The sequence below is a fragment of the Pseudonocardia lacus genome (genome assembly GCF_018531445.1).
Classification (GTDB): domain Bacteria; phylum Actinomycetota; class Actinomycetes; order Mycobacteriales; family Pseudonocardiaceae; genus Pseudonocardia; species Pseudonocardia lacus.
The window spans coordinates 11,857-31,643 of record NZ_JAHDTH010000009.1 but is presented as its reverse complement, the minus strand read 5'-3'; the positions used below and the strand labels follow the sequence as shown (position 1 = coordinate 31,643).

Annotated in this window: 14 protein-coding genes; 8 read left to right on the top strand and 6 right to left on the bottom strand. The window is 74.1% G+C overall.

Annotation, left to right across the window (positions count from 1 at the left end):
• Positions 1-158: 158 nt before the first annotated feature.
• The 4 genes from KIK08_RS03685 (at position 159) to KIK08_RS03670 (ending at position 4,206) form a co-directional block, all read left to right on the top strand.
• A complete protein-coding gene (locus KIK08_RS03685) occupies positions 159-1,421 on the top strand; it encodes a methyltransferase domain-containing protein (protein ID WP_308257366.1) in 1,263 nt (420 codons plus the stop codon).
• A gap of 10 nt (positions 1,422-1,431) precedes the next feature.
• A complete protein-coding gene (locus tag KIK08_RS03680) occupies positions 1,432-2,103 on the top strand; it encodes a PIG-L deacetylase family protein (RefSeq protein ID WP_214401537.1) in 672 nt (223 codons plus the stop codon).
• Between the two features lie 77 nt (positions 2,104-2,180).
• Positions 2,181-3,206, top strand: a complete 1,026-nt coding sequence (locus KIK08_RS03675; protein WP_214401536.1) for an NAD-dependent epimerase/dehydratase family protein — start codon at positions 2,181-2,183, stop codon at positions 3,204-3,206.
• Between the two features lie 154 nt (positions 3,207-3,360).
• Entirely contained in the window at positions 3,361-4,206 is an 846-nt protein-coding gene (locus KIK08_RS03670; protein WP_214401535.1) for a sugar phosphate nucleotidyltransferase, read from the top strand.
• Positions 4,207-4,249: 43 nt separating this feature from the next.
• Here KIK08_RS03670 and KIK08_RS03665 read toward each other — a convergent pair whose 3' ends face one another.
• Genes KIK08_RS03665 through KIK08_RS03655 form a run of 3 tightly spaced genes read right to left on the bottom strand, consistent with a single transcriptional unit; the run spans position 4,250 to position 8,934 of the window.
• On the bottom strand, positions 4,250-5,779 hold the full coding sequence (locus KIK08_RS03665) for a right-handed parallel beta-helix repeat-containing protein (RefSeq protein WP_214401534.1): 1,530 nt from the start codon (positions 5,777-5,779) through the stop codon (positions 4,250-4,252).
• On the bottom strand, positions 5,779-7,179 hold the full coding sequence (locus tag KIK08_RS03660; RefSeq protein WP_214401533.1) for an O-antigen ligase family protein: 1,401 nt from the start codon (positions 7,177-7,179) through the stop codon (positions 5,779-5,781). Before KIK08_RS03660 ends, KIK08_RS03665 begins: the two co-directional genes overlap by 1 nt.
• A 6-nt stretch (positions 7,180-7,185) precedes the next feature.
• Positions 7,186-8,934: a hypothetical protein gene (locus tag KIK08_RS03655; RefSeq protein WP_214401552.1), complete on the bottom strand. Its 1,749-nt coding sequence runs from the start codon at positions 8,932-8,934 to the stop codon at positions 7,186-7,188.
• 120 nt (positions 8,935-9,054) lie between these two features.
• Here KIK08_RS03655 and KIK08_RS03650 point away from each other — a divergent pair, with 120 nt between their 5' ends.
• The 4 genes from KIK08_RS03650 to KIK08_RS39510 all read left to right on the top strand — a co-directional run bounded on the left by KIK08_RS03650 (position 9,055) and on the right by KIK08_RS39510 (position 14,305).
• Complete coding sequence (locus KIK08_RS03650; protein ID WP_214401532.1) at positions 9,055-9,777, top strand: phosphatase PAP2 family protein; 723 nt, start codon at positions 9,055-9,057, stop codon at positions 9,775-9,777.
• 99 nt (positions 9,778-9,876) lie between these two features.
• A complete protein-coding gene (locus KIK08_RS03645) occupies positions 9,877-11,298 on the top strand; it encodes an MATE family efflux transporter (protein ID WP_214401531.1) in 1,422 nt (473 codons plus the stop codon).
• The gene (locus KIK08_RS03640; RefSeq protein ID WP_214401530.1) at positions 11,295-12,248 is read left to right on the top strand and encodes a glycosyltransferase family 2 protein; all 954 of its coding nucleotides are present in this window, start codon (positions 11,295-11,297) and stop codon (positions 12,246-12,248) included. The genes KIK08_RS03645 and KIK08_RS03640 overlap by 4 nt, the downstream gene beginning before the upstream one ends.
• On the top strand, positions 12,245-14,305 hold the full coding sequence (locus KIK08_RS39510; protein ID WP_308257364.1) for a polysaccharide pyruvyl transferase family protein: 2,061 nt from the start codon (positions 12,245-12,247) through the stop codon (positions 14,303-14,305). The genes KIK08_RS03640 and KIK08_RS39510 overlap by 4 nt, the downstream gene beginning before the upstream one ends.
• On the opposite strand, the gene KIK08_RS03625 is transcribed toward KIK08_RS39510, so the two are convergent.
• The 3 genes from KIK08_RS03625 to KIK08_RS03615 form a co-directional block, all read right to left on the bottom strand.
• Complete coding sequence (locus tag KIK08_RS03625) at positions 14,272-15,486, bottom strand: glycosyltransferase (RefSeq protein ID WP_214401549.1); 1,215 nt, start codon at positions 15,484-15,486, stop codon at positions 14,272-14,274. The two genes, KIK08_RS39510 and KIK08_RS03625, sit on opposite strands and share 34 nt — an antisense overlap.
• A gap of 89 nt (positions 15,487-15,575) precedes the next feature.
• The gene (locus tag KIK08_RS03620; RefSeq protein ID WP_214401529.1) at positions 15,576-17,564 is read right to left on the bottom strand and encodes an alginate lyase family protein; all 1,989 of its coding nucleotides are present in this window, start codon (positions 17,562-17,564) and stop codon (positions 15,576-15,578) included.
• Complete coding sequence (locus tag KIK08_RS03615) at positions 17,564-19,777, bottom strand: bi-domain-containing oxidoreductase (protein WP_214401528.1); 2,214 nt, start codon at positions 19,775-19,777, stop codon at positions 17,564-17,566. The genes KIK08_RS03620 and KIK08_RS03615 overlap by 1 nt, the downstream gene beginning before the upstream one ends.
• Positions 19,778-19,787: the final 10 nt, after the last annotated feature.

Below are 19,787 nucleotides of genomic sequence, written 5' to 3'. Positions count from 1 at the left end.
CGGGTCCGGGGTCCCTGCCGGAGGATCGGATCGTGTGCCGGCGCGTAACGATCCACCGCTCCCCCGCTACATCTTCCGTGGAACGGCCCCGCGGCCCGTCACGCTCCGGCGGGAAGCGGTCACACGACCGGGGGTGTCCCTTGGAAACGAGTACCGCGGTGCCGGCCGACCTCGCTGCGGCGGTCGGCGCCGAGACGATCAGGTGCCGGCTGTGCGGCTCCGCGGACCTGCGCAGCTTCCTCGATCTCGGCGCGACTCCGCCCTGCGAGTCGTTCCTGACCGCCGAGGCGGCCCAGGCCCCGGAGCTGACCTACCCGCTGCACGTCCGGGTGTGCGAGCGGTGCCTGCTGGCGCAGCTGCCGCCGCTCATCACGCCGGAGGAGACGTTCACCGAGTACGCCTACTTCGCATCGTTCTCCGACTCCTGGGTGAGCCACGCCGCCCGCTTCGTCGACGGCGCGGTCGAGCGGCTGGGGCTCGGGCCCGGCTCCTTCGTCGTCGAGGTGGCCAGCAACGACGGCTACCTCCTGCAGCACGTGGTCGCGCGCGGCATCAGGTGCCTGGGGATCGAGCCTGCGGTCAACGTGGGGGCGGCGGCGCGGGAGAAGGGCGTGCCGACGCGCACCGCCTTCCTCACCCCGCGGACGGGCGCCGACGTCCGGGCCGAGCACGGCGGCGCGGACCTCGTCTGCCTCAACAACGTGTACGCGCACATCCCGGACGTCGTCGGGTTCACCGCCGGGCTGCGCTCGCTCGTCGCCGACGACGGCTGGGTCTCGATCGAGGTGCAGCACCTGCTGACCCTGGTGCAGCGCACCCAGTTCGACACGATCTACCACGAGCACTTCCAGTACTACACGGTGCTCACGGCCCAGCGTGCCCTCGCGTCGGGCGGGCTGACCGTGGTCGACGTCGAGCTGCTCGACACCCACGGCGGCTCGATCCGGTTGTGGGCCCGCCCGGACGAGGTCGCCGGTCCGCCGACGGCCCGGGTGGCGGAGGTGCTCGCGGCCGAGCGGGCGGCCGGGCTGCACTCGGCGGCGGGCCACGACGGGTTCGCCGACGCGGTGTCGCGGGTCCGCGACGACCTGGTGGCGTTCCTGGTCGAGGCGCGCCGGGCCGGTCGCACGGTCGTCGGGTACGGCGCGCCGGGCAAGGGCAACACGTTGCTCAACTACTGCGGCATCCGCCCCGACCTGCTCGCCTACACCGTCGACCGCAACCCGTACAAGCACGGGCGCTTCACACCGGGCACCCGGATCCCGGTGCTCCCGCCGGAGCGCATCGCCGAGGACCGGCCCGACTACGTGCTCGTCCTGCCGTGGAACCTGCGCCGCGAGCTCGTCGAGCAGCTGGCCTACGTGCGCCAGTGGGGTGGGCGGTTGGTCTTCCCGATCCCCGCCCTCGAGGTGGTCCCGTGAGGACCGGACCGTGCTGAGCCTGCTGCCCCAGCGCCTCGACCGCATCCTGGCCGTGGGCGCGCACTGCGACGACATCGCGATCGGCGCCGGTGGGTCGTTGCTGGAGCTGTGCCGGGCGCATCCGGGGGTCGGGGTCTCGGCGCTGGTGCTGACCGGGGGCGGGTCGCTGCGCGAGGAGGAGGAGCAGACCGCGCTGACCGCGTTCTGCCCGGGCGCGGAGCTCGACGTCACCGTGCTCGACCTCCCGGACGGCCGCGTGCCGATCCGGTGGGAGCGGGTCAAGCTGGCGCTGGAGGAGCTGAGCGCCCGCGGCGAGCCGGACCTGATCTTCGCCCCGGCACCGCACGACGCCCACCAGGACCACCGGGCCCTCGCCGAACTGGTCCCGACCGCCTTCCGCGACCACCTCACGCTCGGCTACGAGGTCCTGAAGTGGGAGGGCGACCTGCTCCAGCCCACCGCGTACCTGCCGCTCGCCGAGCCGGTGCTGCGCGAGAAGGTCGAGAAGCTGCACCGGCACTACGGCTCGCAGCGCGACCGCAGCTGGTTCGACGCCGAGTCCTTCACCAGCCTGGCCCGCATCCGGGGCGTGCAGTGCCGGGCGCGCTACGCGGAGGCGTTCCACCTCGCCAAGGTGGTGCTCGGCCCCGCCCCGATGGCCGCGCTCGACGACATCGGGTGAGCTGTGGTGCCGGTAACAGCACGGCCCGGCCCGACGACTTGCCCCCCACAGCAACGACCGACGGAGGGATGGGCCCCGTGCGCGTTCTGTTGACCGGACACCAGGGCTACCTGGGTACCGTGATGGCCCCGCTGCTCGCCGCGGCCGGGCACGACGTGACCGGCGTGGACAGCGGCCTGTTCGCCGACTGCGTGCTCGGCGGTCTCGACGTCCCGGACGTCCCGGGCATCCGCGCCGACATCCGCGACCTCACCGTCGAGCAGCTCACCGGCTTCGACGCGGTCGTGCACCTCGCGGCGCTGTCCAACGACCCGCTGGGTTCCCTCGCCCCCGAGGTGACCTACGACATCAACCACCACGCCTCCGCGCGGCTGGCCCGACTGGCGAAGGAGGCCGGCGTGTCCCGGTTCGCCTACGCCTCCACCTGCTCGGTGTACGGCGCGCAGGGCGGCGACGACCTGGTCGACGAGGACGCCGCGCTCAAGCCGGTGACCCCGTACGCGGTGTCGAAGGTCCGCGTCGAGGACGACCTGGTCGAGCTGGCCGACCGCGACTTCGTGCCGTTCTCGCTGCGCAACGCGACCGCGTTCGGCTTCTCGCCGCGCCTGCGCGCGGACATCGTGCTCAACAACCTGGTCGGGCGGGCGGTGCTGACCGGTCGGGTCACGGTGCTGTCGGACGGGACGCCGTGGCGGCCGCTGGTGCACGCCCAGGACATCGCCGGCGCGGTGATCGCCGGACTGGCGGCCCCGGCCGACGCCGTGCGGGCCCGCGCCTTCAACATCGGGACCGAGGAGAACAACCGCACGGTCGCCGAGATCGCCGCGGCGGTGGTGGAGGCCGTGCCCGGTTCCCGGCTGGAGATCACCGGCGAGACCGGTGCCGACCCGCGTTCGTACCGGGTCGACTTCTCCCGCGCGCGCAAGGCGCTCGACTTCGAGGCGCGCTGGACGATCCCGGAGGGCGCGCGCCAACTGGCCCGGGAGTACCGGGCACGTGGTCTCACCCAGGACGCGTTCGACAACACGTTCACCCGGCTCGCGGTGCTCGACCGCCGGCGGCGGGCCGGGGAGCTGGACCCGGCCATGCGCGTGCTCGGCTGATCGAGCCACCCGCCACGCTGGGTAGCCGATCAGCAGTTTTTTCACAAGATCGGGAAATACTCTTTCACCATTCGGTCGCCGATCGGCTAACGAAGGGTGTTCGCCGGGCGAGATCTCAGTGGGAAACGATGCGACTCGTCGGCGAGGAGCGAACATGAAGGTCGTCCTGTTCTGCGGCGGATACGGCATGCGCATGCGCGACGGCATCACCGACCTGCCGAAACCCATGACGACCGTGGGGCCGCGGCCGCTGCTGTGGCACGTCATGCGCTTCTACGCCCACCACGGCCACACCGATTTCGTGCTGTGCCTCGGCTACGGGGCCGAGCACATCAAGAAGTACTTCCTGGACTACGCCGAGACCGCCTCCAACGACTTCGTGCTGCACGACGGCGAGGTGGAGCTGCTGAGCACCGACATCCGCGACTGGACGATCACCTTCGTGCACACCGGCCTCGATTCGCCGATCGGCGAGCGGCTGCGGCGGGTGCGCTCGCACGTCGAGAACGAGGAGATCTTCCTCGCCAACTACGCCGACGTGCTCACCGACCTGCCGCTGAACGACATGATCGACGCGTTCAAGGCCAGCAACGCCGTCGGCGCACTCGTCGCCGTGCCACCGCAGTCCGCCTTCCACTGCGTCGAACTCGGCCACGCCGACCGGATCGCGTCGATCCGCACGCTGCAGCAGATGCCGCTGTGGGAGAACGGCGGCTACTTCGCGCTCCGCCCGGAGATCTTCGACCACCTGCCGGAGAACGGCGACCTCATCGCGGACGCGTGCGTGCCGCTGACCGCGCAGGGCCGGATGATGGCCTACCGGCACCGCGGTTTCTGGCACCCGGCCGACACCCCCAAGGAGCGCACCGCGCTGGAGGCGATGTACCGGTCCGGGAACTGCCCGTGGATGCCGTGGACGGTCGGCGCCGAGGTGCGGCGCAACCCGCTGCAGACGGCGATCGCCGGCGTGGTCGGCGGCGGGCCGGAGCACGAACGCTGAGCCGGGCGACCGCGGGGAGCCGGGCATCGGAGTCCGGCCGGCGTCAGGAACCGACTCGGAGCAAGCGCCCCGTGGAGTCGTTGCCCGCCGCGCGCCACTCCTCCCAGGTGAGGTCCCTTCCGTCCCACGAGAAGCGGGATCCGTCCGGGAACGGGAACCGATAGGTGTTGGCCTCGAACCGGTTGCCGCCGTCGTGGAAGACCGTCGGGTCGTCGACGTCCTCGACGGCACCCGAGCTCGCGCCCGGTGCGAACGTGATCGTGTTGTCGTGCACCCACACGTTCCGCACCAGGTGAGGGCCGTGCGGCGCCGGATCCTCCCAGGCACGGTCGCCGCTCTCGATCAGCACGATCCCGTTGGCCCCACCGGTGACGGTGTTGTGGGCGACGTCGATCCGGCCGCACTCCGAACCCGAGGACTGGATCTGGATCCCCGCCTCCCAGCCCCACCCCTTGTGCACGCGCCCGTTACCGGCGATCTCGTTGTGGGCGATCGTGGCGTCGTAACTGATCTCGTGCTGGATCCCGGCCCCGTCGTTGCCGGTCACGACGTTGTACTCGTAGGTCGTCCGCAGGTTGCCCCCGTCGGTCCACAGGCCCGGACCGCGGTTGTCGTGCACCCTGTTGTGGACGATGGACAGGTCCCGGGTGAGCCAGCTCTTGCTACCGCCGGCCTCCCACTCGAAGGAGTAGCCCGCGATCCCGTTGTTGACGATGTCGTTGTCCCGCACCGTCGAACCGTCGCCCCAAGCGCCGAAGCCCAGCTGGCCCTGGTCGTGTATGGAGTTCGCCGCGACCAGGCTGCCGCCGCCGAAGCCGATCCCCACTCCGTGGTTGGACCTGACCTCGTTGTTGCGGATCGTCCAGCCCGAGCCGACGGCCTCGGGCTCGGCCTGACGGGTCTCGATCGCGCCGAACTGGGCCTCGTTGGCGGCCTGCTCCAGCACCAGGTTCTCGACGGTGACGTCGTCGACGACGGCGTTGACGAGGCTGGGTGCCACCGCTTGTTCGACCAGCCGGCCGGTCGGATCGTCACCGATGGTGATCGTCCCGGTCCCGTAGTCCGCGAAAACGGTCCCCGGGCGCACCCCGTCCTGCGTCGGGGCCCGGTCCAGCCGCCGGCCGTCGACGAAGACGTCCTCGGCGAGACGGCACAACGGCGTGGCGTCCGCGCACTCCCCGTTGCTGCTGGGCTCGTCCGGCAGCCTGCCGCCGGTGGACCAACCAGCATCGGTGCGCCGCCACCCGACCAGCTCGATCGAGCCGCTCAGCACGGCGCCGAGCTCACCGACGATGACGTCCCCCCGGCGTGGGACGACCGGCTCGACGACCCGGTGGCGCCCGGCTGCCAGGCAGAACGTCGTTCCCGGCGGGTGCGCGTCGATCACCTGCTGGATGTCGTCCGTGGTCCGGACCCGGACGCCCTCGCACGTCCTGGCCGACGGACCGACCGGACCGACGGGCCCCGGCGTGTCGGGCCCGGTGGGGGCGGCTGCCGCGGCCAGTACCGCGACGGTGGCCACGAGCAGCGCGACCAGGGGGACGACACACCACGAGGCCGGCCGGCGGATCATCAGGTCCCCCCGCTCCGCGGCACCTCCGGCGCGCCGGAGCGCAGCGCGCCGTCGAACCGGGGACTCCGGCTCGTCACCGCGACCCCGACCCCGAACATCGTCCACAACAACGCGGCGACCTGCGCACCTTCGAGCTGCGGGTCGAAGAACGTGGACACGAGCACCGCGGTCGCGAAGCTCAGGCTGAGTCCCGCAGCCTGCCGGCGCCGGCCCAGACCCAGCCGCTGGAGGCGGCGCACCCCGTGCACCATGCGCCAGTACCAGCCGACCCACACGGCCACCCAGAGCGCGAACCCGAGTACCCCCATGCGGGCCAGGATGTTGAGGTGCGAGTTGTGGGGGGTGCGCAGCGCGTCCGTACCCGCATCCAGGATGCCGACCTCACTGGCCAGGTTGGGGCCGAACCCGGCCCCGGTCAGCAGTTGGTCCTCCGCCACCTGCCGCTCGATCACCCGGGTCCACAGCTCCTCGCGCCCGCCGACGGTGCCCAGGAGGTTGCCCTCCACCTCCGAGCCGAAGATGCTGCGCACGTTGTCGACGAGTTGGGCCGTGGAGAACGCGCGGCCCTGCAGGCCACCGACCGGCACGCTCACCTCGAGCAGGCTGATCAACGTGACACCGATCGTGATCAGCGCGGCCGCCTTCGCGACGATTCGCAGGCGGTCCCTGTGGAACGCCAGCCACACCATCGCCCCCGCCGCGGCGCCGAGCAGGCCACCACGGTTCTGCGTGGCGACCAGTGCGATGACCAGGAGCGCCAGCAGGCTCCACGCCGTCCGCGCGCGGACCCGCCGCGGCGACAGCCACATCCCGGCCAGGACGAGCAGTGCCGCCGCCGCCGCGTTGCCGGACTTGTGCGACAGCACCGACACGTCGCTGAACGGCACCTCGGGCGCGCTCGCGGCGAACGGGACGAGCAGCACGGCGGCCGGCAGCCACAGCAGCAGCCACGGCGTGAGTCGGGCCAGCCCGTCCAGCAGCCGGTCCAGCAGCTCGGGCGCCCGGGCGAGCGCCGCCACGATCAGGAACGCGAAGACGGCGTAGTACCACACGGCCGAGTCGCGGATCGTGTCGATGCCGTACTCGCCGAGGCCGGGCAACGATCGCGCCAGCCCCCACAGCACGAACAGGGCGAGCAGCGCGAGGATCGACTCGTCCCGCAGCGGCACCCTGAGGTAGCCGGTGGAGGCGAGCACCGCCACGACACCGAGGACGAGCACCAGCTCTCCGACGTAGAGCGGCGTCCCCGGGACGTGGAGGTAGGCGAAGGCCCGGTCCAGGAACAGGTAACCGGCCAGGAGCGGGCCGATGACCCAGCCGTAGGCGAGGAGCAGCCGGTGCCCGGGCGCCGGGAGACGCGCGGCCGGGAAGGTCTGCAGGGGCCGGGCGCGGACGACCATGCGGGCTCAGGACCCCGAGTACGGCCGCGGCGACGGCCGCTGTGAGCCGGGCGAGCTCGCGGGAGCCGGGACGGGGCCCGTCGCGGCCGGATCGGCGCGCACGGCATCCGGGTCGTCCGCCGCGTCGACCGGCAGGCCCTCGGTCGGCGGTTCGGGCTCGACGGGTGCCGGCGCGGCGGGCTTCGGGGCCGCGGCCGGTGATTGGCGCGCGGGTGCTGGCGGGCGCGGAGCGGGCAGCGACGCGGCGTCCAGGCGGCCCCCGCCGTTCTGGACGGAGGTCACCGCGCGGGACCGCACGTACTGCCCGACGCGGTCGCGGACGACGAAGACGTAACCCAGCAGCATCGTGGGGATCAGCTCGAGCCGCTGCAGGACCGAGCGGTGGTCGCGCTCCGGTTCGTTCCGACCGACGACGAGCACGATGGCATCGGCGACCTCCAGCAGGACCATCGCGTCGGCGTCGGTGAGCAGCGGCGGCGCCGCCACGAGCACGACGTCGTAGCGGGCGGCGCACTCGGCCAGGATCCGGCGGACCGATCTGCCGTAGTCCGCCCCGACCTGCCGGTGCGGCTGCGGCCTGCCCGGACCCACCACCGACGGCGTGCGGCCCGACGGACCGGTCCGGACGCAGTGGGCCAGCGGCGCGGCTCCTGCCAGGACCTCCTGCAGTCCCGGGCGGCCGTCGGGATCCGGCAGCAACTGCTCGAAGGGGTCGGCGCCGGCGGGGTCGGCGCCGACGGCGAGGACCCGGGTGCCGCCGTCGGCCAGAGCGGTGGCCACACCGGCGACCACCTCCGCCGCCCGGGACCGGCGCGGCTCGACCAGCACGACGACCCGTCCCGCACCGTTCGCGGCCCGCGAGCGCTCGATGGCCGCGGCGACGGCCCGGAGATCCTGCTCCACCTGCGCGACGCCGTTCGCGGAGCGGCCCCGGATGTGGACCGCGATCTGGCCGAGCAGGGGGACGCCGTAGTACGCCGCCGGCTCGGCCGGGTCGTCGAACCCGCCGCGCAGGCTCACCCAGGCGTAGGCCAGCGACGGGCCGAGGATCAATCCGATGAGCAGCCCCACGGCGGCCCCGACCCGCCAGTCCCGGTTGGTCGGGGTCTCCGGCAGCACCGCCCTGGCGACCGTGGGTCGAGCCGTCAGGTCGACCTGCTGGGCGACCAGCGCCTGGGCGCGCCGGGAGAGCAGCAGGTCGCGCTGCTCGCCGGGTGGGAGGGCGTCGGCGGCCCGCTGCAGCGCGGTCGCCGCGGCGTCGCTCTGCTCCCCGATCGAGGCGGTCCGGATCTCCTCGAACGCCATCGCGACGGCGTTCGCGGCGTCCTGCGCGACCCGCGGATCGTCCCAGGTGAACACGATGGAGATGGTGTAGGCGCCGATCGCACCGGACGAGCTGCCCTGCGGTGGGTTGATCGTCAGAGCCGAGCGGTCACCGATGAAGTCGGCGACCGCCAGCCTGCCCGCTCCGGCGCTCCCGGCGGCGATCTCGGCCGCGCGGGCGGCCACCTCCGGCGACCTGAGCAGCACGACCTGGTCGTCGAGGTAGGGGTCGGCGCCCTGCTCCCCGAGGTTCACCGGCCGGGGCAGCGTCATGCCCACCTGCGCTTCGTAGGCGGGTCGCTGGAGGAGGGTGGCAGCGAGTGCGACCGCCGTGCACAGGAGCACGACCACCAGCACCGCCACCCAGTGCCGGCGCGTGGCCCGCAGGACGGTCGGCTCCGACAGGAACTGGTCCGTGCTGGTGCTCTGCACGTGCGCTACCCCCTCGGTCGCTCTCCGAAGATGTCGGGCCACGACCGGGTGGCATTACGTCCGTCGACGTGCGAGGAGGGCGGAAGGACGGCGATCCGGCCGGCGTCGGACAATGCGGCCGTGTCCGACACCCACCCCCACCGCCCGTCGTCGGACGAGGAGCCGAGCCTGGACGGTGGCCCGGGCTACCGCCCCGCCGCCCCCACGGTGCTGCGCGGACCGCTCACGGCGCTGGCGGTGGTGACCGGGCTGACCACGGCGGTCCTCGCCGTGCTGGTGGCCGGCGGATCGGTGGGTCTGCCGGTCGACACCGAACTGCACACCGCCGTCGCCACGTGGTGGGGTGAGCCCGGCCGGCCGGCGCTGCTCATCGACTTCCTGGGCGATCCGCGGAGCGTGGCCGTGGCGATCGCCGTCCTGGCCGCCGTTTGCCTGGCGCTGGGCAGGCGACGGCTGGCGGTCGTCGCGGTCCTCGGGCCTGTGCTGACCGGCGCACTCACCACTGGTCTCAAGCCCGTCGTCGGGCGGACCATCCACGGCGACAACCTCGCGTACCCCAGCGGCCACACGGCGTCGTCGACGGCCCTCGCGGTGGTGGCCGCCCTCCTCGTGGCCGGGGTGATCGGCGCCGGTGTCGTCGGAGCTCTCCTCCTCGTGGTGGCGATGTCGACGGTCGCGGGGGGCGCGATGGCCCTCGCGCAGATCGCGCTGGACGCGCACTACCCGACCGACGTGCTCGGCGGGTTCTGCTGCGCGATCACCGTCGTCGCCGCGGTCGCGCTCCTCGTCGACCGCGCCCTCGACCGCACCGCCGGGCGGCGGATGCGAAGGGCAGCGGGGTAACGCGAGCCGGGTCCGCCTCGACTCCTCGCACGCGGACGGTTCGTCCGGGGTCCAGCTCTCCGCGCCGTCCGGTCCCCCGAGCGGGAGGTCACGTGCGCGATGCCTCGACCTTCGAAGCGATCAGGTGCCGGTCCGCCGGCTCCTGATCACGATGCGGCCCGGCTCGGGCCCGGCGACGACGGAACGGACCCGACCGGTCCGGGCCCGCCCCCGGCGCTGGCGCGCATCGCCCGGTCGGCCGCTCGGCGGTTCGGCTGGGGCCTGGGTGACCAGGCCGTCTCGAGCCTGACCAACTTCGCGGTCGGCGTCACTGTCGCGCGCTCGCTGGGAGCTGAGCAGTTCGGCATCTTCAGCCTGGCCTGGGTCACCTTCGGCGTCGTGCTCAACGTCTCGCGCGGTCTGGCGACCGATCCGCTCACCGTGCGGTTCAGCGCCGTACCGACCCGCACATGGCGCGACGGCGCGGTCCGGGCCACCGGCACCGCGCTGCTGACCGGGCTGACGACCGGCGCGGCCGCGCTGCTGGCCGGGGTGGCGCTCGGCGGTCCGTTCGGTGGGGCGCTGGTCACGCTCGGGATCGCGCTGCCCGCGCTGCTGCTCCAGGACGCCTGGCGGTTCGCCTTCTTCGCCGCCGGGGCCGGCCGCAAGGCCTGCGTCAACGACCTGGCCATGGCGGTCGCGCTCGTCCCGGCGATGCTGCTCGCCACCCGGGCCGGGACGATAGAGGCCTTCCTCCTGGCCTGGGGCGGGGCGGCCGCGGTCGCGGCGCTGTTCGGCGCCCTGCAGATGCACGCCCTGCCGCGGCTCGGCGGGAGCCGGTCCTGGCTCGTGCAACAGCGCGACCTCGGCGTCCGCTACCTGGTGGAGAACGTCAGCAACAGCGGCGGGGCGCAGATCCGGATGTACGGCCTCGGCGCGATCGCCGGGCTCGCCGCCGTGGGCGCCGTGCGCGGGGTCGAACTGCTCCTCGGACCGTTCCTCGCGGTGCTGATGGGGCTGACCCTGGTCGCGGTGCCGGAGGCGGCCCGTGTCCTGGCCCGCTCGCCGCGCCGGCTCCCGCTGTTCTGCCTCGCGCTGGGCGGCGGGCAGGTCGTTGCCGCCCTGCTCTGGGGAGCCGGGTTGCTGCTCCTGCTCCCGAACGCGGTCGGCGGCTGGCTGCTCGGCGCGGTGTGGCCGATCGCGTCCACCCTCATCGTCCCGGCCACGCTCGGCGTGATGGGGGCCAGCATGTGCTCGGGTGCCGCGGCCGGGCTGCGGGCGCTCGGCGCAGCCCGGCGCGGCCTGCGCGCTCAGCTGCTGGCCTCGGCCGCCTACGTGACCGGCGGCTTGGTCGGCGCCGCCCTCGGCGGTGCGCTCGGCTCGGCCTGGGGAGTAGCCGCCGCGACCACCTCCAGTGCGGTCGTGTGGTGGCTGCAACTGCGCACCGGCCTGCGCGAGCACCGCCGCACGGCGTCCGCACCCGCACCCGAACCCGACTCGGAACCCGTCCGGCTCGACGACGACGAGATGAGGACCCCGTGACCGCCCCGCGGCTCAGCATCGGCCTGCCCGTCTACAACGGCGAGGAGTACCTCGCCGAGGCCCTCGACTCGTTGCTCGGCCAGACCTACCGGGACTTCGAGCTCATCATCTCCGACAACGCCTCGACGGACGGCACCGCGGATCTCTGCCGGCACTACGCCGCCGATCCGCGCATCCGCTACCTCCGCCAGCCGCGCAACATCGGCTGCGCCGGCAACCACAACGTGGTGTTCGAGGTCGCGCGCGGGGAGCTGTTCAAGTGGGCCTCGGACGACGACCTCTACGGACGTGACCTGCTGCGCCGCTGCATCGCGGTGCTCGACGAGAACCCGCACGTCGTCGCCGTGCACTCGTGGACGGCCACCATCGACGGGCAGACCGGGGAGCTGGCCCGCGGGCTGCGGTACCCGCTCGCCACCGGCTCCGAGCGCGCTCCGGAGCGGTTCCGCAGCATGTTGTTCGACGACGGCGGGGACGACGACTACGCGGTCATCCGCTCGGACGTGCTGCGCCGCATCCCGCTCTACGGAAGCCACTACCGCGCGGATCGCACGCTCCCGGCGGAGCTGTCGCTGCACGGGCCTTTCCGGCAGGTGCCGGACTACCTGTACTTCCGCCGCCACCACGCGGGCGCCGCCGTGCGCGAGTACGCGAGCATCCGCCGGTTCTGCGTCAACTACGACGAGCGTCGCGCCAACCGGCTGCTGCACCCGGTCCCCCGCCTGGTGGCCGAGTACGTGCTGGGCTACGTGGCCGCGATCCGGCGGGCCCCGCTGTCGGCCGCGGACAAGCGCGCGTGCTTCGGGCACTTGGCCCGTTGGGTGGCCGACCGGGCGCTGCCGCGCGGCTCGCGCCTGGTCGACATCGGCCCCGTGCAGCGGGCCGAGCCCACCGAGGACCTGGTGTCGATCCGCGACCTGGTCGCCGGTCGTGCGGACTCGACGCCGTGACGCTCCGACGTCCGCGGCGCGTCGGGCTGTTCGGGCTGCTGGGCTCGGGCAACCTCGGCAACGACGGTTCCCTGGAGGCGGTCCTCGGCTTCCTCACCACCGAGCACCCCGACGTCGAGCTGAGCTGCTTCTGCGCCGGACCCGAGCGGGTCCACGAGCGCTACGGCATCGAAGCGGTCCCGCTGCACTGGTACGACGTCCACCCGGTCGGCGGGCCGGTGGGCAAGGCGGTCGGCAAGGCGCTCGACGCCCTCCGGACCGCGGCCTGGGTGCGCAGCTGCGACCTGGTGATCGTTCCGGGGATGGGTGTGCTGGAGGCGAGCGTGCCCCTGCGCCCCTGGGGCTTCCCGTACGCCCTGTTCCTGCTGGCCGCGGCCGGGCGCCTCACCGGCACCGACGTCGCGCTGGTCGGGGTGGGGTCGGAGGTGGTCCCGCAGCGGGTGACGCGCGGGCTCATCGTGCGCGCGGCGCGGCTCGCCGCGTACCGCTCCTACCGTGACAGCCCCTCCCGCGAGGCCATGCGCACCTTCGGCGTCGACGTCTCGGGCGACGGCGTGTACGGCGACCTGGCGTTCTCGCTGCCCGCACCCGAGGACGACCCGCGTGCGGAGACCGGTCTCGTGGGGGTCGGCGTGATGGCGTACTACGGCGGCAACGCCGAACGCCGCCGTGCGGAGGACGTCCACGCGGCCTATCGGGCGGCCGTGCAGCGGTTCGTGCTCTGGCTCGTCGACCGGGGTCGCCGCGTGCGGCTCTTCACCGGCGACGGGGTGGACCTCCGGACGGCGGAGGCCATCGCCGCCGCGGTCCTTCGCGACCGCCCCGGTCTCGACGGCACGTCGGTCGTCGTCGAGCGGACGTCCACCCTCGACGAGCTCATGGACCGGATGCGCGGCGTCGACGCCGTCGTCGCCACCCGCTACCACAACATCATCAGCGCGCTGAAGCTGGCCAAGCCCACGCTGTCGATCGGGTACGCCGCCAAGAACGCCGTCCTCATGGCGGACATGGGCGTGCCGGAGTACGCCCTGTCCGTCCAGGATCTCGAGGTCGACCGGCTGATCGAGCGGTTCGGCCAGCTCGAGCAGGACGGCGGCCGGGTCCGGTCGCTGCTGCAGCAGGGCGTGGCGCAGCAGCGCAAGCGGCTCGACGAGCAGTTCGCCGAGCTGTCCGAGCGGTTCTTCCCGACCACGCTCCCCGCCGAACCCACCGACGACCGAACCCGAGGAGGGGCGATGAGCGCCGTCGTCACGGCCACCGCGAGCGCGCGACGCACCGCCCGCCGGCTCGAGGGCACCCTGCAGCGCGTGCTCGCGGCGGCCGGGGTTGTGCAGGGCGAGGCGAAGATTGCCGGCGACGCCCAGTCCTACTGGGGCGACCCGGACGCCAAGCGCTGGCGGTCGAACTCGCACTGGCGCGATGCCGACGTCTTCGTCGACAACGACGTGTGGTCGTCACTCGGGCGCCGGCATCTGGAGATGGTCGAGGTCGCGGCGCAGGCGGTGGGCGTCGACCGGCCGTGGGACCGGGTGCTCGAGTGGGGCTGCGGCGGCGGCGCCAACGCCGTGACCTTCGCCCCACGAACCGGCGAGTTCATCGGCGTCGAGGTGTCCGCCGACAGCGCCGCGGAGTGCGGGCGACAGATCGCGCAGGTGTGCGACACGCCGTTCCGCCAGATCCTGATCGACGTGGGCGACCCGGAGCGGGCGCTGGAGCAGTTGCCGGGGCCGGTGCAGCTGTTCCTGTGCACCTACGTCTTCGAGCTCATCCCGACGCCCGAGTACGGCGCGCGCTTGCTGCGTATCGCGCGCGACGCGCTCGCCCCGGGCGGCCTCGCGCTGGTCCAGATCAAGTACGACGACGGGCGCTGGTCGAGCCGGCCGCGGCGGCGCGCGTACCGCACCGGCGTCGCGGAGATGACCACCTACGGCATCGAGGCGTTCTGGCGGCTCGCCGAGCACAACGGCCTGGTCCCGCGGTGGGTCCGGCTGGTGCCCCGCGACGAGCTCGACGAGCGCTACGCCTACTTCCTGCTGTCCAAGCCGTCGGCGGTGTAGCCGGCGGCGATCACCTCGGTGTACTCGGCGACGAGGCGGGCCAGGCCGACCGACGGGGCGTACCCGGCCTGGTAGGCGCGCCGGCCCGCCTCGCCGAGGGACCGGTTGCGGTCGGCGTCGGCCAGCACGCGCTCGATGCGGTCGGCGAGCGACCCGGCGTCGCCCGGCCGGTGCAGCAGCCCGGTCACCCCGTCCGCCACCAGCTCGCCCAAGGCGCCGTGCGCCGCGGCCACGACCGGAACCCCGGCCGCCATCGCCTCGACCACGACGAGCCCGAACGTCTCCATCCAGGCCGACGGGGTCACGACAACCGCGGCGCGGGACATCAGCTCGGCGCACTCGTCACGGGTCTGCAGACCGAGGCAGCGCACGTCGGTCCGCCCCCCGGCCCACCGGACGACGTCGTCGGCGAGGGGGCCGGTCCCGGCGATCACCAGCGGGACGCTCACCCGGCCCCGCGTCCGCACCCGGTCCCACGCGGTCATGAGCACGCGGACGCCCTTCTCCTCCGTGAGGCGCCCGACGTAGAGCACGTGCTCTCCGGGGCCGGTGCGCGGCCGCTGCGGGTCGACGACGATGTTCGGCTTGACGACCAGCCGGGCGGCGGGCACACCGGCCCCGACGAGGACGTCGCGCTGCGCCCCGGACAGGCAGAACATCCTGGCGACCAGCGTCCACCACCGGCGGCGGTTCACCGCGGTGCTGACCGCGAGGGGCACGGTGGCCAGCCGGGATCCGCGGTAGCAGCCGTGCCGCACCGCGGGCAGGGGGACTCGTCCGGCGCAGTCGGTGCACGGCCGGCCGTCGCGGAAGAAGGTGCCCGGCGGGCAGACCTGGCCGTAGTTGTGCAGCGTCGCGACCACGGGCACGCCCGCCTCCGCGCACGCGTCCAGGATCGCCGGGCTGATCAGCGGGAACGTGTTGTGCACGTGCACGACGTCCGGTCGCTCCGCGGCGAGGAGGGCGGCCAGCTCGACGCGGGCCGCCCGGTTCCACGGCACCCGCAGGGGCACGGCTACCTTGTCGACCAGCGGCATGCCGGCGATGTCGTCGCTGCGCCGCTCGAACCGGATGACCCGGTGGCCCGCCTCGGCCAGCAGGGCGGTCTCCTGGTCGACCACCCGGTCCTCCCCGCTCGGCTGGGCCGAGCGGTACCGGTTGTGCACGACGAGCACGCCCAGCGGCCGCTGCGACGCAACGGCTCCGCCACCCGTGGCGCCCGTGGATCCCGGCAGCGGTCGCCCGGCTGCGGGCACGGCGATCCCGCGCATCACCACCCCCCGGTCAGCACGGTCCGCAAGGGGGCCGTCCCCGGGCCCACCGAACCTCGACCCACCAGGGAGGACGACGGTTCCTTCCGCCCGAACCCGGGCGAGTACCAGCCGAGCGGCGGATCGGTCTCGCCCCGGTGCACGGTCCAGGTCAGCGCGTCCGGCAGCGTCAGCTCGGCCCGCCGCTCGGCGCCCGCGGCGGTCCAACGGAGCCGAGCGGCGTTCCCGTCCAGCTCGACGCCGACGGTGGGCCCGAGGTGCAGCGCCAGCCGGCAGGCGTGCGGGCCGCCGGTCCGCACCTCGTCCACGACCACCAGGTCGCGGCTCCCGCGGTGCAGCTCCACCGACCGGCGGTGGCGCACCGGCCGCCCGCGGCGGCTGTACCCGTCGTGCTCGCCGGACCAGCGCAGCACCTGGCCGGACGCGGTGTCGGCGACCAGCACCCGGCTCCGGGCGTGCCGGGTCCACAGGAACGGCCCGCCGGACTGCGACTGGTCGGTGCCGTCCAGCTCCACGGTGTTGTGCCCCCGGGTCGAGCGGAAGTACGACCGCCAGGCGGGCTCGCCGTGGTAGCAGTAGGTGCCGGGATCGGCCAGGACGTCCACGCCGTCGTGCCGGACCTCGATCGACAGGGCGTCGGCGTGCGCGTGCGCCGCGATCGACAGGAACCCGTGCGGGCCGGCGTCGGCGCGGCACCAGACCTCGCCACCGGCCGCGTCCCGCGGCACCCGCAGGACGGTCAGCCCGGCGTCGGCGAAGTGCGCCGGCCGGCGCACCGGGCGCCGCTCGCCGAGCGCGCGAGGGCCGACGAGCGCCGGCACCAGGGTGGCGGCCACGTCCGGCGCGGTGCCGTCGGGCCACCAGTCCAGTCGGCCGAAGACCTGTTCTCCGGCGGTCAGCAGGGAGGCCCACCGGTGCCGGCCGGCCCCGTCGAGGACCAGGCCGTAGCCGTCGTCGCCGTCGCCCTGGCGGGGCGGGCGCAGGTCGGTGTCGACCACCGCGGCCAGCGCGTCGGTCATCCGCTGCAGCACCCGCCACGTCGTGGTGGGCAGCTCCACCCCGGCGGCCGTGGCGTCGGCCGCGGCGACCAGGCCCAGCTCCAGCACCAGCCCGTGGTACTCGGAGGCGAGCTCGCGGTTGAGCCCGGACGGGAACGTGTTGGCGCGCAGGTGCCGGTCCAGCCGCGCCGCGGCGTCGCGCGCCCAGCGCGCGGACTCCGGGAACCAGGGAAAGGCGGTCGCCGCCACCAGGGCCCCGGCCGCCTCGGCGACCGCGTGGTTGTTCGCCGAGGAGCCTCGGCTGGGGAAGGCGCGCAGCCACTCCTGGTGCCGGCGGAGCTGGTGCAGCGCCTCGGGGGCGTCCTCGAACACGCCCGGCGCCTTGGGCCAGCCGGCCAGCAGCCTGCGCACCCACGCCCACGAGATCAGCCGGATGCCCAGCTCGATCCCGCTGGTCCAGTGCACGCCGCGGAGCGGGGGGTTCTCCGCCCACCACGACTTGAGGTGGTCGGCCACCCGGTGCGCGTACCGGTCGTCCCCGGTCAGCGCGTACGCCGCGGCGAGCACCGTGAGGTGCTGGTGGCGCGAGGGCTCCCAGAGCTGCTTGACGTCGCCGATCGTGGACTCGTCGCGGTACGGGATGTCGAAGGCGTAGGCCCCGCCCGGGGCCCGGCGCCCGGTGCGCGGGTCGCGGTGCCAGTCCGGGGAGACCATGTCGTCGCGTCGGACGCCGAAGTACTCGGCGTGCCCGTCGAGCAGCCGCTCGGCCGCCGCGACCAGGTCCGCCCGGGCCGCGGCCGGCACCCGGTCGAGCGCGCCCGCGGGCAGCAGCGAGGTGAACCGGCGCTCCGGCAACGCGTCGGGCACAGCGGGGACGCGCGCCGCCGCGACCGCCCGCCACCGGCGCACCCCGACCCGGTCGAGCACCCGACCGGCGATCTCCGACGGCCCCATCCGGGACAGCCGCCGCAGGTACCAGCGCGCGTCCATCACACCCCGACCGCGGCCGGCACGGCGGCCTCCGGCGGCCGCACCGCGACCGGGCCCGACACGGCCAGGCTGGAGTCCACGGCCAGGGTGGCGGCGGTGGTGGCGGCCAGCGAGTCCAGCGGCACCGGCATCGGCCCGCCGGACCGGACGGCGGCCAGGAACGCCTCCAGCTGGTCCCGCTGCCCCTTGTCCCGCCCGCGCGGCAGCCGCGGGCCCGTCCAGCGCCTGCGGCCGTGCACGGTGGCCCGGGCGAAGTCGTCCAGGTGCAGCACCCGGCCGTCGGCCAGCAGGTCCAGGGTCTCCTTCGGGAACCGCGCCGAGCCGGATGTCGCGTAGGTGATCGCGGCGGTGGAGCCGTCCGGGTAGGTCAGCACCACCTGCAGGTCGGCGCGGTCCGGGGTGGCCAGCGCGACCACCGCGGTCGGGTCGGCGTCCAGCAGCCAGCTCACCGTGTCGATGAAGTGGCCGCCCTCCCCGGCGAACCGCGAGCCCTCCCCGGACTCCTGCGCGTACCAGCTGCGCGGGTCCATCCGGCCGGCGTTGACCAGGTAGCGGACCGTCGCCGGGCCGACCCGGCGGCCGAACTGCCGACGGGCCCGCACCAGCAACGGGGCGAACCGGCGGTTGAACCCGACGTGCAGCCGGTCGTTGCCGGACTCGGCCACCGCGCCCAGCACCAGGGCCAGCTCCTCGGTGGACAGCGCGAGCGGCTTCTCGACGAACACCGCCTTGCCCGCGCGCAGCGCCCGGGCCACCAGCGCGGCGTGCGAGCTGTGCCGGGTGACCACCGCGACGGCGTCCACCCGCGGGTCCGCCAGCAGCGGCTCCAGCTCGGTGCCCATCGCGGTGAAGCCGAACTTGCGCTGGGCGTTGGCCGCCGACAGCGCCGAGGTCGTCACCACCCGGCGCAGCTCCACGTCCGCGCGCCCGGCCAGGTGCGGCAGCAGCATGGAGGAGGCGTAGTTGCCGGCGCCGACGAACGCCAGTCGCACCGGGCGGTCGGCGGCCATCGGCGGCGCCGGCCGCGCGGTCCGGGCACGAGAGGGCTCCACCACGGCCGGCCGCGTCGGCCCGGACGGCGGCGGGACCGGGGTGCCGTAGCGGAACAGCACAGCCACGGCCGTGAGCTCGCCGGAGACGAGCGACGCGTAGGTGGCCACCGCGTCGTCGAAGTCGGCCACCCGGTCGATGAGCGGGGCGACGTCGATGTCGCCGCGGTGCAGCATGTCCAGCACGTGGGCCAGGTTGCGCCGCTCGGTCCAGCGCACGTAGCCGATCGGGTAGTCGCGGCCCTCCAGCTCGTAGGACGGGTCGTAGCGGCCCGGCCCGTACGACCGGGAGAACCGGACGTCGAGCTCCTTCTCGTAGTAGGCGTTCCAGGGCAGGTCCAGCCGGCACTTGCCGATGTCCACCACGCGCCCGCGGTCGCGGCTGAGTCGCGCGGCCAGCTCGACCGGGTCGTTGCTGCTGCCACCGGCCGCCAGGTAGACCTGGTCGACGCCGTGGCCGCCGGTCAGCTCGCCGACCGCGGCGTCCACCACCCCGGATTCGGGGTCGTCGCACACCAGGGCACCGGCGCTCTCGGCCAGCCGGCAGCGCCGAGGGTCGAGGTCCACGCCGACCACCCGCGCGCCGGCCGCGGTCAGCAGCCGCACCACCAGCTGGCCGATCAGGCCCAGCCCGATGACCAGCGCCACGTCGCCGAGCTGCGGCTCGCCCCGGCGCACGCCCTGCAGGGCGATCGCGCCCACGGTGCCGAACGCGGCGTGCGCCGGGTCGACCCCCGCGGGCACCCGGGCGTAGAGGTGGCGGGGCACCCAGTTGAGCTCGCCGTGCAGCGCGTGCTCGTTGCCGGCGCAGGCCACCAGGTCGCCGACGGCGACGTCGCCGACGCCCTCGCCGACCTCCTCCACCACGCCGGACAGCGAGTAGCCGAGCGGGGTGTAGGAGTCGAGCTTGCTGGTCACCTTCCGGTAGGTGGCCGCCACGCCCTGGGTCGACGCGCTCTGCAGCACCTTGGCCACCTGGTCGGGGCGGGCGCGGGCCTTGGCGAGCAGCGACATGCTCGCCTCCCCCACCTTCATCATCTCGGTGCCGGCCGAGATCAGCGAGTACCGCGTGCGCACCAGCACCCCGCCCGGCTTGCACCGCGGCACCGGCACGTCCAGCAGCGCCAGCTCGCCGGACTTGTAGTTCTGCACGACTTGCTTCACCAGGTCCTCC

Coding starts and splice junctions, on each gene's coding strand:
- KIK08_RS03620 (WP_214401529.1), bottom strand. CDS start 17,564: ATGGACGCGCGCTGGTACCTGCGGCGGCTGTCCCGGATGGGGCCGTCG.
- KIK08_RS03665 (WP_214401534.1), bottom strand. CDS start 5,779: ATGATCCGCCGGCCGGCCTCGTGGTGTGTCGTCCCCCTGGTCGCGCTG.
- KIK08_RS03660 (WP_214401533.1), bottom strand. CDS start 7,179: ATGGTCGTCCGCGCCCGGCCCCTGCAGACCTTCCCGGCCGCGCGTCTC.
- KIK08_RS03670 (WP_214401535.1), top strand. CDS start 3,361: ATGAAGGTCGTCCTGTTCTGCGGCGGATACGGCATGCGCATGCGCGAC.
- KIK08_RS03645 (WP_214401531.1), top strand. CDS start 9,877: ATGCCTCGACCTTCGAAGCGATCAGGTGCCGGTCCGCCGGCTCCTGAT.